At 57.7% G+C, this 19,977-nt stretch carries 17 protein-coding genes; 6 read left to right on the top strand and 11 right to left on the bottom strand.

What is annotated here, in order from left to right; all coding sequences use genetic code 11:
* Positions 1 to 46 precede the first annotated feature (46 nt).
* Both A7J50_RS12440 and A7J50_RS12435 read left to right on the top strand, forming a co-directional pair.
* Positions 47 to 4,681, top strand: coding sequence for an RHS repeat-associated core domain-containing protein (locus A7J50_RS12440; protein ID WP_064452056.1), 4,635 nt, complete (start codon positions 47 to 49; stop codon positions 4,679 to 4,681).
* Positions 4,638 to 5,063 (top strand): hypothetical protein, encoded by a 426-nt coding sequence (locus A7J50_RS12435; RefSeq protein ID WP_064452055.1) that lies wholly within the window; start codon positions 4,638 to 4,640, stop codon positions 5,061 to 5,063. The genes A7J50_RS12440 and A7J50_RS12435 overlap by 44 nt, the downstream gene beginning before the upstream one ends.
* Before the next feature lie 667 nt (positions 5,064 to 5,730).
* Here the strand turns inward: A7J50_RS12435 and A7J50_RS12430 are convergent.
* The gene (locus A7J50_RS12430) at positions 5,731 to 6,168 is read right to left on the bottom strand and encodes a DUF3995 domain-containing protein (protein ID WP_064452054.1); all 438 of its coding nucleotides are present in this window, start codon (positions 6,166 to 6,168) and stop codon (positions 5,731 to 5,733) included.
* A 92-nt stretch (positions 6,169 to 6,260) separates the two neighbouring features.
* Between A7J50_RS12430 and A7J50_RS12425 the strand changes: the two genes are divergently transcribed.
* Both A7J50_RS12425 and A7J50_RS12420 read left to right on the top strand, forming a co-directional pair.
* Positions 6,261 to 6,650, top strand: coding sequence for a DUF2946 domain-containing protein (locus A7J50_RS12425; RefSeq protein WP_064452053.1), 390 nt, complete (start codon positions 6,261 to 6,263; stop codon positions 6,648 to 6,650).
* A 95-nt stretch (positions 6,651 to 6,745) separates the two neighbouring features.
* Positions 6,746 to 8,872, top strand: coding sequence for a TonB-dependent receptor (locus tag A7J50_RS12420; protein WP_064452052.1), 2,127 nt, complete (start codon positions 6,746 to 6,748; stop codon positions 8,870 to 8,872).
* 149 nt (positions 8,873 to 9,021) lie between these two features.
* Here the strand turns inward: A7J50_RS12420 and A7J50_RS12415 are convergent, their stop codons facing one another.
* Together A7J50_RS12415 and A7J50_RS12410 are read right to left on the bottom strand one after the other, a co-directional pair.
* Complete coding sequence (locus tag A7J50_RS12415; protein WP_064452051.1) at positions 9,022 to 10,038, bottom strand: ABC transporter substrate-binding protein; 1,017 nt, start codon at positions 10,036 to 10,038, stop codon at positions 9,022 to 9,024.
* Positions 10,039 to 10,169: 131 nt separating this feature from the next.
* Positions 10,170 to 10,619 (bottom strand): hypothetical protein, encoded by a 450-nt coding sequence (locus A7J50_RS12410; RefSeq protein ID WP_064452050.1) that lies wholly within the window; start codon positions 10,617 to 10,619, stop codon positions 10,170 to 10,172.
* An 813-nt stretch (positions 10,620 to 11,432) separates the two neighbouring features.
* On the opposite strand from A7J50_RS12410, the gene A7J50_RS12405 reads away from it, so the two are divergent.
* A complete protein-coding gene (locus A7J50_RS12405) occupies positions 11,433 to 11,663 on the top strand; it encodes a hypothetical protein (RefSeq protein WP_064452049.1) in 231 nt (76 codons plus the stop codon).
* Between the two features lie 60 nt (positions 11,664 to 11,723).
* Positions 11,724 to 11,960 carry a DUF2789 domain-containing protein gene (locus A7J50_RS12400; protein ID WP_053256456.1) on the top strand — a complete coding sequence of 79 codons (237 nt, stop codon included), beginning with the start codon at positions 11,724 to 11,726 and terminating at the stop codon, positions 11,958 to 11,960.
* A gap of 6 nt (positions 11,961 to 11,966) precedes the next feature.
* Here A7J50_RS12400 and A7J50_RS12395 read toward each other — a convergent pair whose 3' ends face one another.
* The 8 genes from A7J50_RS12395 to A7J50_RS12365 all read right to left on the bottom strand — a co-directional run bounded on the left by A7J50_RS12395 (position 11,967) and on the right by A7J50_RS12365 (position 19,902).
* Positions 11,967 to 12,170, bottom strand: a complete 204-nt coding sequence (locus tag A7J50_RS12395) for a hypothetical protein (protein WP_053256457.1) — start codon at positions 12,168 to 12,170, stop codon at positions 11,967 to 11,969.
* A 114-nt stretch (positions 12,171 to 12,284) separates the two neighbouring features.
* The gene (locus A7J50_RS12390) at positions 12,285 to 13,517 is read right to left on the bottom strand and encodes a methyl-accepting chemotaxis protein (protein ID WP_420492095.1); all 1,233 of its coding nucleotides are present in this window, start codon (positions 13,515 to 13,517) and stop codon (positions 12,285 to 12,287) included.
* A 558-nt stretch (positions 13,518 to 14,075) separates the two neighbouring features.
* Positions 14,076 to 14,480 carry a TraR/DksA family transcriptional regulator gene (locus tag A7J50_RS12385; protein ID WP_058411639.1) on the bottom strand — a complete coding sequence of 135 codons (405 nt, stop codon included), beginning with the start codon at positions 14,478 to 14,480 and terminating at the stop codon, positions 14,076 to 14,078.
* 424 nt (positions 14,481 to 14,904) lie between these two features.
* The gene (locus A7J50_RS12380) at positions 14,905 to 15,927 is read right to left on the bottom strand and encodes an ABC transporter permease (RefSeq protein WP_064452047.1); all 1,023 of its coding nucleotides are present in this window, start codon (positions 15,925 to 15,927) and stop codon (positions 14,905 to 14,907) included.
* Positions 15,928 to 15,958: 31 nt separating this feature from the next.
* On the bottom strand, positions 15,959 to 17,512 hold the full coding sequence (locus tag A7J50_RS12375; protein WP_064452046.1) for a sugar ABC transporter ATP-binding protein: 1,554 nt from the start codon (positions 17,510 to 17,512) through the stop codon (positions 15,959 to 15,961).
* A gap of 63 nt (positions 17,513 to 17,575) precedes the next feature.
* Positions 17,576 to 18,511, bottom strand: a complete 936-nt coding sequence (locus A7J50_RS12370) for a sugar ABC transporter substrate-binding protein (RefSeq protein WP_064452045.1) — start codon at positions 18,509 to 18,511, stop codon at positions 17,576 to 17,578.
* A 48-nt stretch (positions 18,512 to 18,559) separates the two neighbouring features.
* Positions 18,560 to 18,745, bottom strand: coding sequence for a hypothetical protein (locus A7J50_RS30605; protein WP_082895868.1), 186 nt, complete (start codon positions 18,743 to 18,745; stop codon positions 18,560 to 18,562).
* A 128-nt stretch (positions 18,746 to 18,873) separates the two neighbouring features.
* Positions 18,874 to 19,902, bottom strand: coding sequence for a Gfo/Idh/MocA family oxidoreductase (locus A7J50_RS12365; RefSeq protein WP_064452044.1), 1,029 nt, complete (start codon positions 19,900 to 19,902; stop codon positions 18,874 to 18,876).
* Positions 19,903 to 19,977 lie beyond the last annotated feature (75 nt).

Below are 19,977 nucleotides of genomic sequence, written 5' to 3'. Positions count from 1 at the left end.
CCTGCAGCAGACTCCGACGCCTTGCCATCTTGCCGAGACGTCACGGATGACCAACGCTGCCCACATTGCCTTTATCGAACATGAACTGAATGGCTTTCATCAGAGCCTGGCGGAGTATCGCCAGCAGATGGGGGCCTGGTATGCGCGGGCATTGGATTCGCTCAGCCACGCAACGGATATGCCGTCGTTGCTGGGGATGGATCGGGTACTGAGGGCGGGGGATTCGCAACAATCAGTCAGTATTTCCGATACGCGTTTTTCCACCGTCGCCCGCTGCCCGGCGGGCGGTGTGCTGAAGATCGAAAGCACGTTCGAGTCGGTGTACGACGTGCCGATCGGCGACATCCCGGTTGAGGTTATTCGACTGGATGACGGCAGTTCCACCGTGATCATGCTGGATGAACACGGCAAAGGCTCACACACCTGCGTGGCAGGCGGGCGATATGAGGTGCGGGTGCAGGGCGGCGTTTCTGCGCACCAGGTGGACGCGTTGTTTGCGTCCTACGCCGGGCTGACGGCGGACCTGGAGCAATGGCTGCGCGAGCAATGGAAAGACTTCAAACCCTATTGGCAGCAATCGACCGCCAGCGCGATTGGCAGCGGCGTGCTGGCGGGCAGTTGGGCGGCGATCCGGGACGTGTGGGACAGCATCAAGCTGGTGCAGGCGATTCTTGAAGACCCGTTGAAATACGTCGAGCAGCTCGGCACCGAGGCCGCCAAGTTGGCGCAGTTGGCCACCGATGCGCCCAAGGTCATGGAACAGGCGATGTTGCTGGCCAGTGATGAGGCGGCGCTGTACCTGATAGTGCGCACGGCCATGCTGTGGCTGGACGCGCTGCCGCCGGGCGAGATAGCCGAGGTGGCGGCCGGGTTTGTGGTGTCCTTGTTGATTGACCTGGTGATTGGCGCGGTGTTGATGATCGCGCTGCCGGCGGCGGGAGTGGCGTATCTGAGTGTACGGTTGGTCAAGTATGGCGCACAGATTCTTGAAGCCGCCGTTGGTTTTGTCAGGAGCCTGCTCACGATTCTGACCAGGTTTATGCAGGCGGTGGATCGCTACAAGGCGGTGGCGGTTCGCGGCGTGGTCGGCGGGCTCAAGCAAGGCACGATGCAGATGCGCTGGCGGGCGCGGCAGAACGCGGTTCTCAAGCAGAAAGAGTCGGTTAATGATGTGCCTGCGTCGGCTAAAAACCCGAACGGGGATGCGGCGGCGGCTGCGGATAAGACGGCTACTAATGGATGCCCGGTGTCGATGGTGACCGGGGAAGAATTGCTGACCCTCACCGACGGCACCTTGGATGGGGTTTTGCCGTTTGAGTGGACGCGGCTGTATCGCACCAGTGCGGTGGACGTGGATTGCGGCTTGGGGTTTGGCTGGAGTCATGCGCTGGCCCAGCGGTTGGTGGTTACGGGTGATTCGGTGGTGTGGACGGATCATGAGAACCGGTCGACTGCCCTACCCTTGCCTACGGTGGCTCGGCCGGCGATTACCAACAGCCTGGCCGAAGCGGCGATCTACTTGGGCGCTTTGCCCGATGAGTTAGTGCTGGCTCAGGCGTCGCGTTTCTACCATTTCCGCGACGGTGTGCTGACGGCCATCAGCGATACGTATGAAAACCGGCTGCGCATCAGCCGTGATCGTTTGGGGCGAATCGAACGACTGGATAACGGTGCAGGTCGCTCGCTGTTTTTGCGCTATGAGTTCGGCCGAATCGTGGCCGTGGACTACCAGGTTCATCGCGCCAAAGGGCATGAACCCTTTGAATGGGTGACTGAACAGAACGTCGTTTCCTACGCCTATGACGATATTGGCCGACTGGTGTCGGCGACCAATGCTGTCGGTGAAAGCGAGATTTATCGGTACGACGATCAGCACGTCATTCTTGAGCGGCAGTTGGCCGGTGGGGCGAGTTTCTTTTGGGCATGGGAACGGGCTGGCAAGGCGGCACGCTGTGTCCGGCACTGGGCCAGCTTTTCGCAGATGGACACGCGGTATGCGTGGGATGACAACGGCCGGGTCACGGTTCAGAACGCTGATGGCAGTCGGGAAGTTTACGTCCACGATCAGCGGGCGCGGCTGGTGCAGCGCATTGATCCCGACGGTGCCGAGCACTTCAAGTCCTATGACGACAAAGGCCGGCTGACGGTCGAGCAGGACCCGTTGGGCGCGGTGACGGCGTATCAGTACGACGACGCCGGACGTTTGGTGGCGTTGTTTCCTGGGGAGGATGAGCCGACTTCCTACGAGCACGATAACGGGCTCGTACGGGTTGTACGGCGTGGTGAGGCGGTCTGGAAGTATGAGCGCAACGACCAGGGCGACGTCATTCGTAAGACCGATCCCGACGGCCACATTACGGACTACAGCTACAACAAATACGGGCAACTGACCGGGATTTGGTATCCGGATAACAGTTGTCACCGGCTGGTCTGGAATGAACGTGGTCAGTTGCTTGAGGAGCAGCTGCCGAATGGCGGTATCAAGCGCTATCGCTATGACGATCTTGGGCGCAAGGTTGCGCACGAGGATGAACAGGGCGCGCTGACTCAGTATCAATGGGACAGCGTGGGTCGGTTGACTCGTGTTGTGTTGCCAGGCGGCGCGACGCGGGAATACAGCTACAACCCCTACGGAAAAATCACCGCCGAACGCGATGAACGGGGCCACGTCACCCGCTACGAGTACGCCGACGGTCTGCACCTGATCAGCCGCCGCATCAATGCCGACGGCAGCCAGGTCAACTACCGCTACGACAACGTGCGGTTGCTGCTGACCGCCATCGAAAACGAAGTCGGCGAAACCTACCAGCTCGATTACCACCCCAATGGCCTGATCCAGCAGGAAATCGGTTTTGACGGCCAGCGCACCGCCTACGTTTACGACCTCAACGGCAACCTGGCGGAAAAGACCGAATATGGTGATGACGGTAGTCAGCTCGTCACCGGCTACGAGCGAGACCACGCTGGCCGCCTTGTACGAAAAACCCTGCCCGACGGCAACCTTGTTGACTACGCCTACGACCGCCAAGGCAACCTTCTCAGCGTCGACGACGGCCACTGGGCGCTAGCCTACGAATACGACAGCCAAAACCGCCTCACCGCCGACCACCAAGGCTGGGGCACCTTGCGCTACGGTTACGACGCCTGCGGCCAGCTGCAAAACCTGCGTCTGCCGGACAACAACCGCCTCACCTTCAACCACGACAAAGGCGGCCACCTTTCCACCGTTGAACTGAATGATGAAACGCTCACGTCTCACCTGTTCAAAACCGGTCGCGAGCACCAGCGCCAACAAGGCCAGCTCCTCAGCAACTACCACTACGACGAGCAAAACCGCCTGCACACCCATGCTGTCAGCCAACAGCAACACACCCTCTACCAGCGCCAATACGACTACGACAAAACCGGCAACCTCACCCGCCTGCTCGATACCCGTAAAGGCCAACACGACTACCACTACGATCCCCTCGCCCGCCTGACCCGGGCCGATCACTCGCAAGGCGTGCAAGAACGCTTCGGCCACGACCCGGCAGGCAACCTGCTAATGCAGGATCGACCCGGCCCGGACATCGTGGCGGGGAATCGGTTGATGATCCAGGGCGATCATCATTACGACTATGACGCCTTCGGCAACCTGATCCGTCAGCGACGTGGCAAGGGCCATCAACTCGTTACTGAATACCGCTACGACTGCCAGCATCGGCTGATCGGCATTACCCAGCCGAACGGGAAAACCGCCAGCTATCGTTATGACCCGTTTGGGCGACGGATCAGCAAAACCGTCGACGACATAACGACAGAGTTTTTTTGGCAAGGCGACAAGCTGATTGCCGAGCATCACGCGGATCGCCATCGCAGCTACATCTACGAACCGGACAGTTTTAGGCCTCTGGCAATGCTGGAAGGCTTTGGTCCAAAAGACACCCAGCCCTTCCACTACCAACTCGATCATCTAGGCACACCGCAGGAGCTGACCGCGCCTGACGGTGAAATCGTCTGGTCGGCGCACTACCGCGCCTACGGTGAGATTGCCCGACTCGACATAGATAAAGTCGACAACCCGCTGCGCTTTCAGGGCCAATATTTCGATGCGGAAAGCGGGCTGCACTACAACCGCCATCGCTACTACAATCCGGATAGTGGTCGTTACCTGACGCCTGACCCGGTGAAGTTGGCGGGAGGGATCAACACCTACCAGTACGTACCCAACCCAACCGGATGGGTAGACCCGCTGGGATTGAGCACCTGCCCAGGAGGAAAAGGATGCAATCCGGATGCTGAAGTTGAGGAGCCATCAGAAAAAGCTAAGGCTCATAAAGACGAGCCCTCCACGCCTTCGACCTCACGACGCCTCACTGAGTTTGGATCCGAAGAAAAACTGATCGCCCATTACGAGAAGCATGGAGCAGAATTCAACTCCAAAAATAGCCACGAGTACTTACTCACCGCACGGCATGTGATGGATAACGGCACCCCAGTCAACTATCCTTACAAAGGCGGCCAAAGAACAGGATATGTTTTACTCTTAGGCTTAAATAGATCAGGCCAAGCAAAGTTTGCTTTTGTGGGAACCAACCAGGACAGACAGATTACAACGCTCCACACTAAAAGCGGAAAAGATTTCTGGAGGACAATAAATGGCAACGCCTATGACAAAACCATCACACCTCACACCGAGTAAGTTTAAGAAAGCACAGGTCGTAGCGCTCAATGAACTGATAGAGGAAGAGGTGACACTACTCATTGATAAAACCGTAGTCACTTGCTTCGCTAGCTTCTGCCCTTACGAAATTGAGGTAGGGAAAAATTATGATGTAGAGCTAAACTTAAACCTAGCTGATTATTATCACGCTCAAAAAGTCGATTCGATTAATATTTTTGCCGAGCGCATAGAGAATGGTTTCTCTTACATACTTTACGGGATGCTACATAATGACACTTTTCAAACTTTTACTTTACTGAGCGATGAGGGCGTGCACTACGACCACCCGGATCTGAACGATTCGTTTATAAAATTAAATGTCGACAGGATTGACGTGGCCTTTTCAACAAAAGACGAATAATTATTTTAGATAAACATTGGCTCAGGATTATAATCAGTGTTTTCATATAGTCCTGCTACCGAAAGGGCAAATGAAATAAAGTTCATGACGCCTTAGAAAATCAGCGACAACCCCCATATTTACTTCAAGATACAGAAATGAAACCGATCCACCACATATAAATTTTTAATCAAACTATGAGAAGATAAAGACCAAGTAGAATAGCTAACCAGGCGAACTTAAAGCAGTGATTTTCTTCAAAAAAACTCAGCAATGTCTATTCCAATATCAAAAGTCGATCGCGTAACCCGAGTCAAATCGCCCCTCAGACCCTGGAAGGCTCCCAAGACGTTTTTATGATATTTCAAAAACCAGCGCGAAAATATGTGGCCTCTGGAGCAGCATGACAATCTTTGAAGACTGCATCACTGCCATAAAAATCCGCGATTACCTCAGGGCAAATCCAGCAGTAATTCTATGTAGATTTTATGACAGCGAAACACATGCAGCGCCCAACTCTTATTCTCGACCGATTATACGAAGTCACTTCAGCGCCACACAAAACATTATTCGAAATAATAATCCCTGAAGATGTTCATTGCTTCATCAATACTTAACTTGCGAGCTCCCCAAAAAAAGCAACCAACCTGAGTCAAATGAGCGCCACATTATTATCGCACCGCCCCACTCACCCCCACGCCACCACCAACAACCCCACCCCCAACACCAAACACAACGGCGAATAAAAATACGTGTCCAACCTTGCAAACCTGGACCCACCCACCTTCTTGAAAAACCCCACCAACTCCGAATCCCCAATCGCCCTGGCAAACATGACCAAGGCTATCGCGCTGATCCCCCACTGCAGCGCTCCATGGGGCACGGGCGAGAAATACAGCCCAGCTCGCAGGCAAACCAGCAAAGCAATTGCCACCAACCCCATCGCGACGAGGAACGTGCCCAGTGCCGAGGGCTTGAATGCCGGCCTTGGCCCGCGGGCGAATTCGCCGGGCAGCTGGGGAATGGCCGCAACGCTGCCGAGTTTGCCACCGGCGGCCCAGTACAGGTGCACCATGCTGATGCAGGTAAAAACCCCGACGATCCACCGCGCGATGACAAAGCTCATGACTGGCTCTCCCTGAAAGGTGCGAATTAGGATAGTCGCCCTGAGATTTTTTGTAGGCATTTCGTCGGCGGCTGATGGTAAAGTGCCGCCCCATGAAAATCGCCCGTGCCGACCGCTCGCTCATTGCCTGGATGCTTTACTGCTGCGTCCTGTTCAATGTGTTCGCGTGCAGTATTGGTCATGGGCAGATGCTGGGGATGCAACTCAACGGCATCGGTGGCCAGTTCTGTACGGTTGACCCGCGTACCCAGGCGCCGGCGCAGACTAACTCCACGGATGAGAACCTGCCGACGCTGTCCAAGGCGTTCGGCTGCCCGCTTTGTTCGACCGGCGGCATGGGCCCGGCACTGAGCTCCAGCCTGAATGTGGCGGTGTTGCCACAACCTCACGCGCCACCACCGGCCGTGGTTCTCGCCGCCGACATCCCTGCCCGCTTCACCTGGCCCACGGCCAACCCTCGCGCGCCACCCGCTTTCGCCTGATTCCTTCGCTTTCCGATCTGCACCGGCCACCGTTCCCATTGGGGAATACGGGCGGCTGTGCGTTGTTTTCAAGCCAAGTTTTTCAGGATTCAACCATGAAACATTTACCCTTGTTGGCGGGCCTGTTCGGCTGCCTGCCTGTCTGTGCCTGGGCGCTGGAATTAGCCCCCACCACCATTGATGGCGAACAATCCACTGAGCCGGGGCTGGCCCTGGATCAATCCAGCGGCACGGCTTCCCGGCTGGGCTTAAGCGTGCGGGAAACCCCGGCGTCGGTGGCCATCGCCACTCGCAATGACATCGAGCGCCATGGCGCCAAGACCTTTCGCGATGCTGCCAACACTCTGCCAGGCGTCAACGCCAGTGCGCCACCCGGGTTTGGCGGGTTTGTGTCCTATCGTGGCTTTACCAGCAGCCAGATCACCCAAATGTTCAACGGCATCAATGTCGCCACCGGCTTGGCACGGCCGGTCGATGCGTGGATTTACGACCGCGTGGAATTGGTCGGTGGCCCCTCCTCCTTGATCAACGGCGCCGGCTCCGTGGGCGGCTCGCTGAACTACGTGACGAAGCTCGCAACCCGTGAGGAACAGGCCGCCGAAGGCCAGCTCACTTATGGCAGCTACGACACCGCCGGCATAGCCTTTGGCCTCAATCACGCTCTGACCGAACCGGGCGCCGAGGTGCAGCATTACGCGCGCCTGGACGTCAGCCGCAACACCAACCACAGCTACATCGACCGCGACCAGCGTGATGCCTGGAGCGTGGCGTTTTCCCTGCTCAGCGACCTCACGCCCAACCTGTCCCACACCCTGGCCCTGGAATACCAGGATGAACACGAAGACAGCCCGTATTGGGGCACACCGGTGCTCAATCCCAAGGCCGGCGAGTTGAAGATCGACAAGCACAACCGCTTCAACAACTACAACGTCGCCGACGGCCGTTACGAACAACGCACCCTCTGGGCGCGCTCGATCATCGACTACCGGATCAACGACAGTACCACGCTGAAAAACACCCTTTATCACCTCGACAGCCAACGCGACTATCGCAACCTGGAGACCTACCAATACAACGCCGACAATAGCGCGGTGAACCGCTCGACCGCTTATCAAGTCCGTCATCAGGGCGAGCAGAACGGCAACCAATTCGAGCTGCGCCATGACGACACGTTCTTCGGCCTTTCGACAACGTGGTCGGGCGGCTTTGAGTACAAAGTCAACAGCACTACCAACAACCCGCTGAACGTGCCGGGTAACAGCACGGTGGACCCGAACGACTACAACCCTGGGCATTTCTACGCTATCCCAGGCACCAAGCCTGGCTTCGTCAAAGACAAGACCAACCAAGTCACAACCAAGGCACTGTTCGTAGAAAATCGCCTGGGCCTCACCGATAAACTCTCGCTCTTGACGGGCTTGCGTTACGACGCTATCGATCTGGACGTCACCAATCACCGCACCATCACCGCCACCAACCCACGGCATTTCAGGCGCAGTTGGGAGCCGGTAACCGGCCGCGTGGGCCTGACCTACCAGTTCATTCCATCGGCCAATGTGTATGTGCAATACAGCACGGCGGCTGAGCAGCCATCGACCACCACCCAAGTATTCGACGTGTCGACTGGCAAGCAGTGGGAAGTAGGCAGCAAGTTCGATTACCTGGACGGTCGCGGTTCGGCCACCCTCGCGGCGTACAAGATCGAGCGCAAGGATTTTGCCGTCACCGACCCGTTGGACCCGAACAACAGCATCCCGGTGGGTGCCCAGACATCCAAGGGGATCGAGTTGGCCAGTTCATTGCGCATCACGCCAAGGCTGCTGGCCGAAGGCAACTTTGCCTGGGTGGATGCCGAGTACGATGATTTCAACGAGAAAATCGCCAGCGGCGCGGTGGTCTCGCGCAAAGGCAACACACCCACCAACGTGCCCAAGCGCGTGGGCAACGTGTGGCTGACCTATGACTTTTCTGAGGATTGGCAAGGCGGTGTGGATGCGCGGTATGTCGCAGAGGTGTTTGCGGATAATGCCAACACTCAGACGGTGCCGGCCTACACGCTGTTCGGGACTTTCCTGCGCTACAAAGTGGACTCGCACACGTCGGTGACCGGGCGGGTGCGTAATCTGACGAATGAGGTGTACGCCGAGTTCGCGCATGTGTCGCCGGCGTACTACCTGGGTTCACCAAGGACCTTGGAGGTCGCGGTGCAAACCAGGTTCTAACGCTGGAATGCAATCAAGTGTGGGAGCTGGCTTGCCTGCGATGCCGTCACCTCGGTATATCCGTTACACCGCGGCGATGCTATCGCGGGCAAGCCCGACTCCCACACAAGCCCCACATTTGGATATCCATTCAATAGAAGGACCGTCGGTTACTTCAGGCTCGCTTCCACTTTCTGCGCCACATCTTCCGTCAACCAAGCCTTCCACACCTCAGGGTGCTCTTTCAGAAACACCTGAGCCACATCCCGTGGCGGCGTGTGTTTCTCGCTCATCGATGCCAGCGATTTATTAAGCGGCTCGATAGGAAACTGAACCTTAGTAAAAAACTCAGCAATCTGCGGGTGGTCCTTTTGGAACGGCGTCGACACACCAATGCTCAACTTGGACGCCAACGACCGAGTCGGCCTCGGATTCGGATTATCCGCGTCGGTGAGCGTCTTCCAGGCATCGGCGTCAAACGGTGGCTCTTGCAACTGGATCAATTTGTAACGCCCCATCAAGGGCGTTGGTGACCAGTAGTAGAACAATACCGGTTTGCCTCGACGGATCGACGACGCAATTTCAGCATCCAGTGCCGCACCGGAGCCGCTGCGAAAGTTCACGTAGCTGTCGCTCAGGCCGTAAGCCTTGAGCTTCTGCGCGTTCACCACTTCCGACGTCCAGCCGATCGGGCTGTTCAGAAAGCGCCCTTTGCCAGGCGACTCGGGGTCCTTGAACACGTCCTTGTAACGCGCCAGGTCCTGCACAGTTTTGAGGTCCGGCGCCAACGGCTTAAGGCCTTTGGCAGCGTCGCCCTTGACCACATATTCCGGCACCCACCAACCCTCGGTGGCTCCCTTGACCGTATCGCCCAGACCGACCACTTTGCCTTCGGCTTCTGCCTTGATCCAGACCGGGCTACGGCCGGCCCATTCTTCGCCGATCACCTGGATGTCGTTTTTCGCCAAGGCGGTTTCCAGGGTGATCGTGGTACCGGGCAAGGTGTCGGTGGGCAGGTCATAGCCCTTCTCGACGATAAACCGCAGCACCTCGGTGATGAGGCTGCCGCTTTCCCAGTTCAGGTCGGCGAAATGCACCGGTGCCTGGGCGGCCGATATCGGCAGTGAGGCCACCGACAACCCCAGGGTCGTCAGGGACGCCGCCAACAGCGATCTCAATCCTTTCATGCCTTGCACCTCGCGTTTTCACAACCATAGCGGAAGGCTTTGCTGCGGATGCGCGAAGCCTCTGAATAGTTAAGTCAACTCAACTGTAGTAGAGGTTCCGGGAGAGCAAAAATACACACAGTGTTTGGCGACTACTCGCTGGCCTTGAAGGTCACCAGTTCGCCCTTGCGCCACTTGGCCGCCTTACCGGTCACCGCCTTGAGGGTTTTGGTCAGGCCTTCCTGCAGCTGTTCATTGGCGGCAAACACCAGCATCACGCTGTGGCCTTCCTTGAATACGATGCCCTGGCCTTCGGCCGAAGAAACGAAGGCGTAATCGCCCAGGCCATACACCGTCAACTTGATGTCGCGGAACTTCAGTTCGAACTTGCCACCTTCACGACTCGGCAACACGGCCGCGCGAAAGTGGTCACCCACCTTGAGTTCCAGGCGTGGTTTGTCATCCACGACCAACGCCGTTTCGGTATCGATCTCGGCGATGTAGATACCTTCCGGCGTCTGCTCTGTGATGTAAACGAAACGGGATTGAAACTGCTTGACCAACTTTGCGCGCAAATCACCCAGCACGAATAACGCGTGCATATCCAGATTACTGACTGCCAAGGAAACGCCCCCACATCAAAAATAACGCCGACCGCCGGAGCGGGCAGCACAAAAAAACGACCCGTAGCCACAAAAAATAGCGCGTAGCCACGATTACACATTCGAAAAAAAACTGAAGAGAACCCGCTTCTACGTCATGAGACTAGTACAGGCGTGCGCGATGGACCTCATGTAAGGTCATCTGGCGCCACAGAAAATCACAGGTTCAACGGCCCGAGAATACGCGCCGACCAGCTTCAGAGAATAACCCAGTTAAAAACGCAGTTTCCGACAACCTACACATAACAAATTACCTGGCGTGGAACCAAGCATGGGCTGCCGACGACAATACTAAAACAGCAACACGGGTCAAAACCAGCCGAAACGCTGCTGGTGAGTCAACACGATTGATCGACAGGCGCTGGCCATGCACCCGCGCCAACACGACGTTACGCCTTCCGGCGCTCGTTCATCATGTCAAGACGAGCGCCAATACTACTGCTTAGATTACCCCAACGGGTACTCCAATTCCGTTCTTTACCCAGTTGTACCGGCCGGCCGCAATTTCTTACATATCCTGGAAGTGACCAGCGGCAGAATCAGAGGTTTTCGCAGTACGCACGCCCAGGCCTGCGAGTTGGCCAAATAGCTCGACGCCAGCTTGCACGCCGCTTACGGCGGGTTTGTTTCGTCGTCTGGATGACTTTACTGCGCCGTCGCCCCTCAACAACTGCCATACTGCTCCGTCCATTGAAGTTTGCCCCCTGCGGGTCAGGTTTCATCAGTGCAGTTACCTTGAAGGGAAGGCTATACGTGACGGAATTTGATATTGGCGAATTTTTCATCCATGGCGATGCGAGGGAAGTAGACGGTGAGTTTCAAGCGGTGATCATCATGCGGGCCAAACCACCGCTGACCACGATCACCACGCATCAGGTAGAAAAAGATCGTTGGTTCAAAACTGTCGACGCCGCCGCAGTTGCAGCAAAGGATGCCGCCAAGGCCCTGAAAACCGCCGTGGATTCGGGGGCACTTAATTCCTGAACTCTGACACGCCCTGAGCCTCACATGCACAACGACCATCACCTTGCATGGAGAACGACCATGGACGCGCCAATCCCGACACTTGAAACTCTGTTTGAACAACTCGGCCTGGATTCAAGCCCCGAAGCCATCGACGCATTCATCGGCGCACACACGCTGGATGAAGACGTTAAGCTGATCGATGCACCTTTCTGGACGCCGCAACAAGCGGCGTTTCTCAAGGAAGAATTGCGCGAAGACGCCGAATGGGCCATCCCGGTGGATGAACTGAACCAGCGTCTGCATCAACCGCACTAACCCCCGTCAATGCAGGCTGTCTGACTGTTCCAGGCGCATCAGCGCCTCCCAGGCAGCCCTGCACTCCTCGGCTTCATCGCGGCTGGCGAACGCAGTGCCGCGTTGCTCACCATTGAGCAACACCACCCAGCAAGCTTTCTGACCCAGCGCACGCAGGGCTTGTGGTACGCCACTGCCGATCATCACGGCCACATCAACCTTATTTTGCATGGAGAATCTCCGCAACATTAGTTAGCTGCCTAACAATGTTGGCCATGCTACGGTTTTATTCCAGTTGGAAAAAGCTATCCCCGGAATAGCTCCATTGCATAAACAGCAACAATCCTAACGCGCGGCTTTAGCCCCTTCCGGTTTATAGCCCAGGCGCAAGCCCCCCCAATGCCTGCCCCTGACCATAATCGGCACCGACAAATCGTGCATCAACTCGCCGGTGTCGCGGGTGTAGGTCTGCAACAACACCGCTTGTTGATGGCTGCCGCAACGAATGCCGGTGCGGTCTTCAAATTTGCGCTTGGTACGGTTCTGCAGTGCATCGACCTGCGCGTCACCGGTGAGGGCGTGGGAGAACGCCTTGTTGTGCGTCGGCACGTAGCCCTGAGGTGTGCAGGCGATAGCGAATACCAACCCTTCATGGCGCGGCAGCAACGCCTCCTGGATCGCCGGTAAGACTTGGTCGGTGTAGCCATCAAAACGCGTGTGGTATTTGCTCGGGCGGGTATTCGGAATGGGCGTGTAGCTGCGGTCAAACAAGTCCTCCAGGCTGATACGGTTTTGCAAGACATCGGCCTCAAACTGTTCGGCAATACGGCTGGCGCCTTCACGGGCCAGGTCGTAGATGCGCTGGTGATAGTCGTCCAGGCCGACCTCAGCCAGGCGTTCGCTGATGGTTTCCGCCTGCCCCTCCATTTGCACGGCGACGTCGGCCAGTTGCCGAGTTTGCTCGTCGCTCACCGTCAAGTCGCTGCGCATTTGCTCCACGGCGTGGAACAGACTATCGAGTTGCGCGCGGTTAGTGTCGGTGCCCTGCGCAATCTCGTGGACTTGCCCTTCCACATCCGCCGCCAGGCTGGCGATGTTTTCCAGTTGCTCGCCCGCATGTTCCACTTGCTCGACGCCGATGTGCAGGTCCGCCGACAGTTGACGAATCTGCTCAACCACTTGAGCGGTACGTTGTTGGATATCAGCGACCATCACCCCAACCTCGTCGGTGGCCGTGGCTGTGCGCCCGGCGAGGCCACGCACTTCATCGGCGACCACGGCAAAGCCGCGCCCGTGCTCACCCGCACGCGCCGCTTCGATGGCGGCGTTCAATGCAAGCAAGTTGGTCTGACTGGCGATGGATTGGATCACCAGGGTCACGCGCTGGATTTCCTCACTGCGCTGGCTCAAGGCTTCGATCAGTTCACGGCTGGCATTGGCGCGCTGGCTGAGCTGGCGCATGCGGATGATCGACTGCGCCAGCACTTCACGCCCTTGCGTGCTGCACTGATGGGCCTGGCTGGCCGCGCCCAGGGCTTGGCGGCTGAGCTGGGAGGTGACCTGTTCGGTACCGATCATCACTTCGGCACTGCTGACAATCTGCTTGGCTGCGCTCAGTTGCGACTGCACCCGAGCCGCCAGTTGCTTGACCGAATAGGCCACGCCGGCAGCGGAAAGCGCGTTATGGCTGGTGGTATAGGAAAGATCACGGGTCAGTTCGCCCACCGTGTCGACGGCCGGGGATGGCTGCACGCGGGGCGCACGGGTTTTGAGGGCGGGCAGCCAGATCACCAACAAGGCCAGTGGCACGCAGACGTACAACGGCAAGCCGGCAAAGGCCAGACCCAGCAATACCAGCACCAGGGCGGCGCTCTGCACAAGCTGCGTCGGCCAGCCGGGCAGCACGCGCGCCACCGTGTGCGGTGGCACCGCTGCGCCCATCAGAGATCCGTCTCCAGCCATCGTCGTTACCCCACTGCTTGTCGTTATTGTTTACGCATTAAACGCCAGTATTGGGCCATTATCCATGGGCCTTTAGTGGAGTTACTTGCAGCAAATCAACAGACAGGGGTGTAAACGGTATTTCTGGACACCGCATGCACGGCGTCCAATTTCAGCACAGCAGCCTTCAGCGTATCAGGCTTGACGCTGGTGCTTGTCGATCTGCTCGTGACGTTCTTGCGCTTCGATGCAGTATTTGGTGGTTGGGCTGATCAGCAGGCGCTTGAGGCCGATAGGCTCGCCGCTGTCATCGCACCAGCCAAAAGAATCTTCCTTGATGCGCTCCAGAGCGCGCTCAAGCTGCGGCAGCATACGCTGGTCGCGGTCGATGGCATTCACCAGCCAAGTGCGCTCTTCTTCCACAGAAGCGGCGTCAGCCGGGTCAGCCGGGGTATCCAGGCTTTCGATGGCGATGCGGTTCTGTTCAATGCGCGCGTGGTGTTCCACCTTCATGTCTTGCAGCAACTGCTCGAAAAAAGCGTGCTGTTCGGCATTCATGTAGTCATCCGCCGGCATGGCCAGCAACTTTTCCTTTGTCATTGATTTCTCTATAAAAAATACGTGCATTAAGGCGAATAAGGGAGCTTCCCGGAAGGCCTGTGCCGGTCTCGGAAAGGCGCCATCCATTTCAAGCGCCACCCGGCACTCAATTTACGAGGGGCGGCAGTCTAAGGCCGACTTGAGGGCTCAGCAACTGAAAAGACAGGCATTTTTTCCCAATTAACCCCCAAAGGCACCAGGACGGGCTTGGCGAATGGTCATCGGAGTGCGTTTATAGCAAGAAATTCAGTCTTGTGGAGCTATATAGAAGACAAACGGTTAGAACTCATTGGCGCAGATCCAAATGTGGGAGCGGGCTTGCTCGCGAATGCTGAGTGTCAGGCAGCGCATTGGGCACTGATACACCGCTTTCGCGAGCAAGCCCGCTCCCACACTTTGGTTCTGCGCCAGCTGCAAATCTGCGTTAGCGCTTGAGTTTGCGCTTGTTGCGATATTGGTCGATTACCACCGCCACCACGATGATCAGGCCCTTGATGATGTCCTGGATATACGCATCCACCCCGACAAAGGTAAACCCGCTCGCCATCACCCCGAGGATCAACGCGCCGATCACGGTGCCGGTGATGCGCCCTACCCCGCCCGCCAGGCTGGTGCCGCCGATCACCGCCGCAGCAATCGCGTCCAGTTCATAGGACATGCCCATACCGGCCTGGCCGGTAGCGGCACGCGCCGAAGCGACAACACCGGCCAGGCCCGCCAGCAACCCGGCAATGCTGTAGACGATGATCAGATGGCGCTTGACGTTGATCCCCGACGTGCGCGCCGCCTGCATGTTGCCGCCGATGGCGTAGGTGTACTTGCCGTACTTGGTGTAGCGCAGGGCGATATGGAAGATCACCGCCACCACCAGAAAGATGATCACCGGCATCGCACCATGACCAATCGCCGTGTAGGAGTCCGACAGCATGCTCACCGGCTGGCCTTCGGTGTAGTAACGCGCCAGGCCACGCGCCGAGACCATCATGCCCAAGGTGGCAATAAACGGCGGGATACCGGTAACGGCGATGATACTGCCGTTAATCGCTCCCGCCAGCAGCCCGACCCCCAGGCCCATCGCCACGGGAATCCACACCGGCAAGTCAGTCAGGCTGGGGAACACCGCGCGGGAAAAGTCCGAGGTCTGCGCCAGACTGGCGGCGATCATCGCCGATAACGCCAACACAGAGCCGGAGGACAGGTCGATACCGGTGGTGATGATCACTTGGGTCACACCGATCGCCAGCAGGCCGATGATCGACACTTGCAGGATCATCAGCACCAGGCGCTGGGAGTTCATCAGGAAGCTCTGGTCACGCACGATCCAGCCGAACAGTTCAAATACCAGGCCGATGCCGATCAGCACCAGGAAGATGCTCAGCTCGGTGGGTAAACGCCGACGGCGCTTGACCGGTGCCGTGGCAGGCTTGTTGTCTGTTATTGCGTTCATAGCCAATCACCTTCTTATTCTGTGCTGTTCGTCAGTGGACTACGGTCATACCGGAAGCCAACTGCATGACTTTTTCCTGGGTTGCATCTGCGCGATCCAGGGTGCCCATCAGTTCGCCTTCGTGCATCACCATCACCCGGTCGCTCATGCCCAGCACTTCCGGCAGTTCGGAGGAAATCATGATCACCGCCATACCTTCGCTGGCGAGGAAGGAAATCAAGCGATAGATCTCGGCCTTGGCGCCGACATCGATGCCACGGGTCGGCTCATCGAGAATCAACAGGCGTGGGTTGGTCATCAGCCAACGCGCCAGCAGGGCTTTTTGCTGGTTGCCGCCGGACAACGTGTCGATGCACTGTTCTAGGGATGGGGTTTTCACCCGCAGCTTCTTGCACATGTCTTCGCACAAGGCGCGCAGGGCCTTCTGCTGGATAAACCCGTTGCCCGAGTAAAGCGGCAGCACGGCCATCTCCATGTTTTCCAGGACCGACAGGCACGGGAACAGGCCGCTGAGCTTGCGGTCTTCGGTCAACAGCGCAAAACCCTTCTCGATGGCCATGTGCGGGTCGCTGATGCGCACCGGCTTGCCGTCGAGAGTGATCTGCCCTCCGGAGCTTGGGGTGATGCCGAAGATCGTTTCCGCCACGTTGGTGCGGCCCGAGCCCATCAACCCGGCGATGCCGAGGATTTCACCGGCGTGCAGATCGAATGACACGTCCTTGAACACACCGTCCAGGCGCAGGTCACGCACCGACAACAGCAGTTCGCCAATGGGCGTCTCGCGCACCGGGAACAACTGGCTCAGTTCACGGCCGACCATCATCGAAATCAGGCTGTCGCTGTTCATGCTGTCGGCGCGCTGCAGACCGATGTAGTGGCCGTCACGAAACACCGCCACTTCGTCGGCAATGGCGAACACTTCGTTCATTTTATGCGTGATATAGACGATGCCTTTGCCTTGGGACTTGAGGTCGGCAATGATCGAAAACAGGTGGGCCACTTCCTTCTCGGTAATGGCTGAGGTCGGTTCATCCATGATCAGGATGTCGGAGTCGTAGGACACCGCCTTGGCAATCTCGACCATCTGCCGCTCGGCGATGCTGAGGTTGCCGACATGTTCTTCGGGGTCAAGGTTGATGCGCAGGCGTGCCAGCAATTCGGCAGTGCAGCGGTGCATTTCACGGTGGTTGACCATGTGCAGGCTGTTGAGCTGCTCGCGACCGATCCAGATATTTTCGGCGATGCTCATGTGCGGCATCAGGTTGAGTTCCTGGTGGATCATCGCGATCCCGGCCTTCTGCGCCGCCAGCGGTGTTTCAAACACAATCGGCTTGCCACGTAGGCGAATTTCCCCCGCGTCAGGCTGGTAGATACCGGCGATGATTTTCATCAGCGTCGATTTACCCGCACCGTTCTCGCCCATCAGCGCCAGCACTGAACCCGGGCGTACCCGCAATTGCACATCGGCCAGGGCCACGACGCCGGGAAAGCCTTTGCTGATGTTGAGGATTTCCAGCAGGTAGGGTTCTTCCTGCAGCACGGGCTGGATGCCGGGAGGCTGCGAGACGGTGGCTTGAGCAAGCATATCGGGTACTCCATCAGCAGAGCGACCGTGGCCGCCCTGCTTGCTTATTGTTGTTATGAAGGGCTACTTGAAGTCTTTGACGTTGTCCGGTGTGATCAGCTTGAACGGGATGATTACGTTCTGCTCGACCGGCTCCTTCTTCGCCATCTTGCGCGCCGCCTCCACCGAACCGACCGCCTGGCCCTTGGCGTCCTGGAAGGCCGACGCCGCCATGTCGCCCTTGGTAATTGCGTTCAAACCGTCCGGCGTGCCATCAACCCCCGCAATTAACACGGTGCCCGGCTTGGTACCCGCCGACTTCAGCGCCATGGACGCGCCAATGGCCATCTCATCATTGTTGGCCAGAACCGCATTGAATTCGCGACCTTGGGTCAGCCAGTCGTTGACCAGGGTCATGCCCTTGTCACGCAGCCAGATGCCGGTCTGTTCTTGCTCGATGGTAATGCCGGGGTATTTGGCCAGGATTTCCTTCACACCTTTGGTACGGTTGGTGGTGGAGTTGTTCGCCAGGTCACCCAGCAGGATGACGATCTTGCCCTTGCCGCCGAGCTTGTCGGCGATGTACTGCATTTGCAGACGACCGGCCTCGACGTCATCGGACGTCACCGCGACGACATCCTTGGGCAACTCTTTTTGGTCAGGACGACGGTTGACGAAGACCAGCGGGATGCCCGCCTTGGTAGCGGCACTGATGATGTTCTTGGTCGAGGCGGTATCGACCGGGTTGACGATAATCGCGTCGACTTTCTGGCTGATAAAGTTCTCGACCTGGCTCAGTTGCTTGACCACGTCGGCCCGGGCGTCTTCGAACTGCAGCTGTACGCCGTCACCCTTGGGATAGGACTTGGCTTGCTTGTCCATGTCTTCGCGCAGGTAGGTCAGGAACGTGTCATCGAAAGCGGACATGGTCACGCCCACCTTGATATCGGCGGCCGCGGCAAAACCGCTGGCAAGCAGCATGGACAAGGCCAGCGCGGTAAAACGGATCGGGGTCTTCATGAACGGTCTGTCTCCAATTTCTTGTTGGTTTTTTGGACGTTGCGTTTATCAGAGCGTGGCTGGCGAAGACGGCAGTTGAACCACCGGTGCGCCGGGAATGCAGCACACCAGCGCGCCTTTGTTTTCGACGCACAGCACATTAAGGAAGGAGAAATAAAACGGCCGCGCGCGGGGCAGACCGCGGGGCGCAAGGGCGGGGCGTAAAACTCGCAGTACAGCGTTGAAGATTTTCATCTGACGGTACCTGGTTGTTTTTGATCTTGTTTTTGTCGAGTCGCCCGAATCGAGTCCGAGACGTACTTTATGCAACCTGGAAAAGACTTTATTAGAAAATAATTTCCATATCAACCTGTTTTAGAATTTTATTCTATTTTTGTTGAAACCACCTGCTGGCGCTCGTTGCTAAGGCGTGCAGCGTCCAATATACGGGTGGTTTCCAATGCGTCATTGGCATCCACCGGCAGCGGCCCAAGCCCTTGGACAGCACTTTGCAACTGGCGATAGAACTGCGTCCAGCAGCCTTTCTCCGACGGCACCCGCTCACGCTCCTCGCCCTGTTCAAACCACCCCCAACGCCGATGCTCTTCCGCGCCCCAGTGCTCGCCCTCGGTTTTCGGCGACTTGCCCGCCATCAGTGCGGCTTCCTGACCGTCCAGCCCCTCCACGGTGTAACACCCCAAGGTGCCACTGACGCGAAAACGCGGGGCCTGGCTGTTTTGCAGCGCACTGCCCCACAGGTGGGAAATCACCCCATTGGCGTGAGTCAGGGAAACGAAAAAGCCGTGATCGAGGGTCGGATGTTGCGGGCTGAATTGCAGTTGGGCGAACACCCGGTCCACCGGGCCGAACAATTGCAGCGCCTGGTCCACCAGATGGCTGCCCAGGTCGCGCAACCAACCGCCGCCGCTGACATTGCCCACCGCGTCCGGGCTATAACGTTCGACGCGCGACTCAAAGCGCGTGATTGCGCCCAGAGCGCCGGCGTCAATCAGTTTACGCAGGGTCAGGAAATCCGAATCCCAACGCCGGTTCTGGTAGACGCTGAGCAATACACCCTGGCGTTCGGCGGCCGTGATCAGTGCCTGAGCCTGTTCGGCATTGGCGGCGAAGGGCTTGTCGCTGACCACCGCAACCCCGTGTTCGATGGCTTCCAGCACCAGGGCGGGGCGTCCTTTGAGGGTGGTGGAAATCACTAAAGCATCAACACCCGCCTCGACGATCTGGCCAATGGAGTCGAAGGCCTTGAGGCCTGGATGGTCGCTCGCCAGCTGTAGGCGACGCTCGGGGGAACGTGTCACTACGCCCACAAAGGTTGCGCCGGGCAGGGTTGCAATCAACGGTGCGTGAAAATAACGGCCGCCGTGGCCGTAGCCGACAAGTCCGATTCGCATATATGCGCTCCTTCATGAAGTGGAAACCCGATCTAAATGTGGGAGCTGGCTTACCTGCGAAAGCGGTGTATCAGG

Origin of the sequence: Pseudomonas antarctica, assembly GCF_001647715.1 — a bacterium.
GTDB classification, from domain to species: Bacteria; Pseudomonadota; Gammaproteobacteria; order Pseudomonadales; family Pseudomonadaceae; genus Aquipseudomonas; species Aquipseudomonas antarctica_A.
This window is presented reverse-complemented; position numbering and strand designations above follow the sequence as displayed.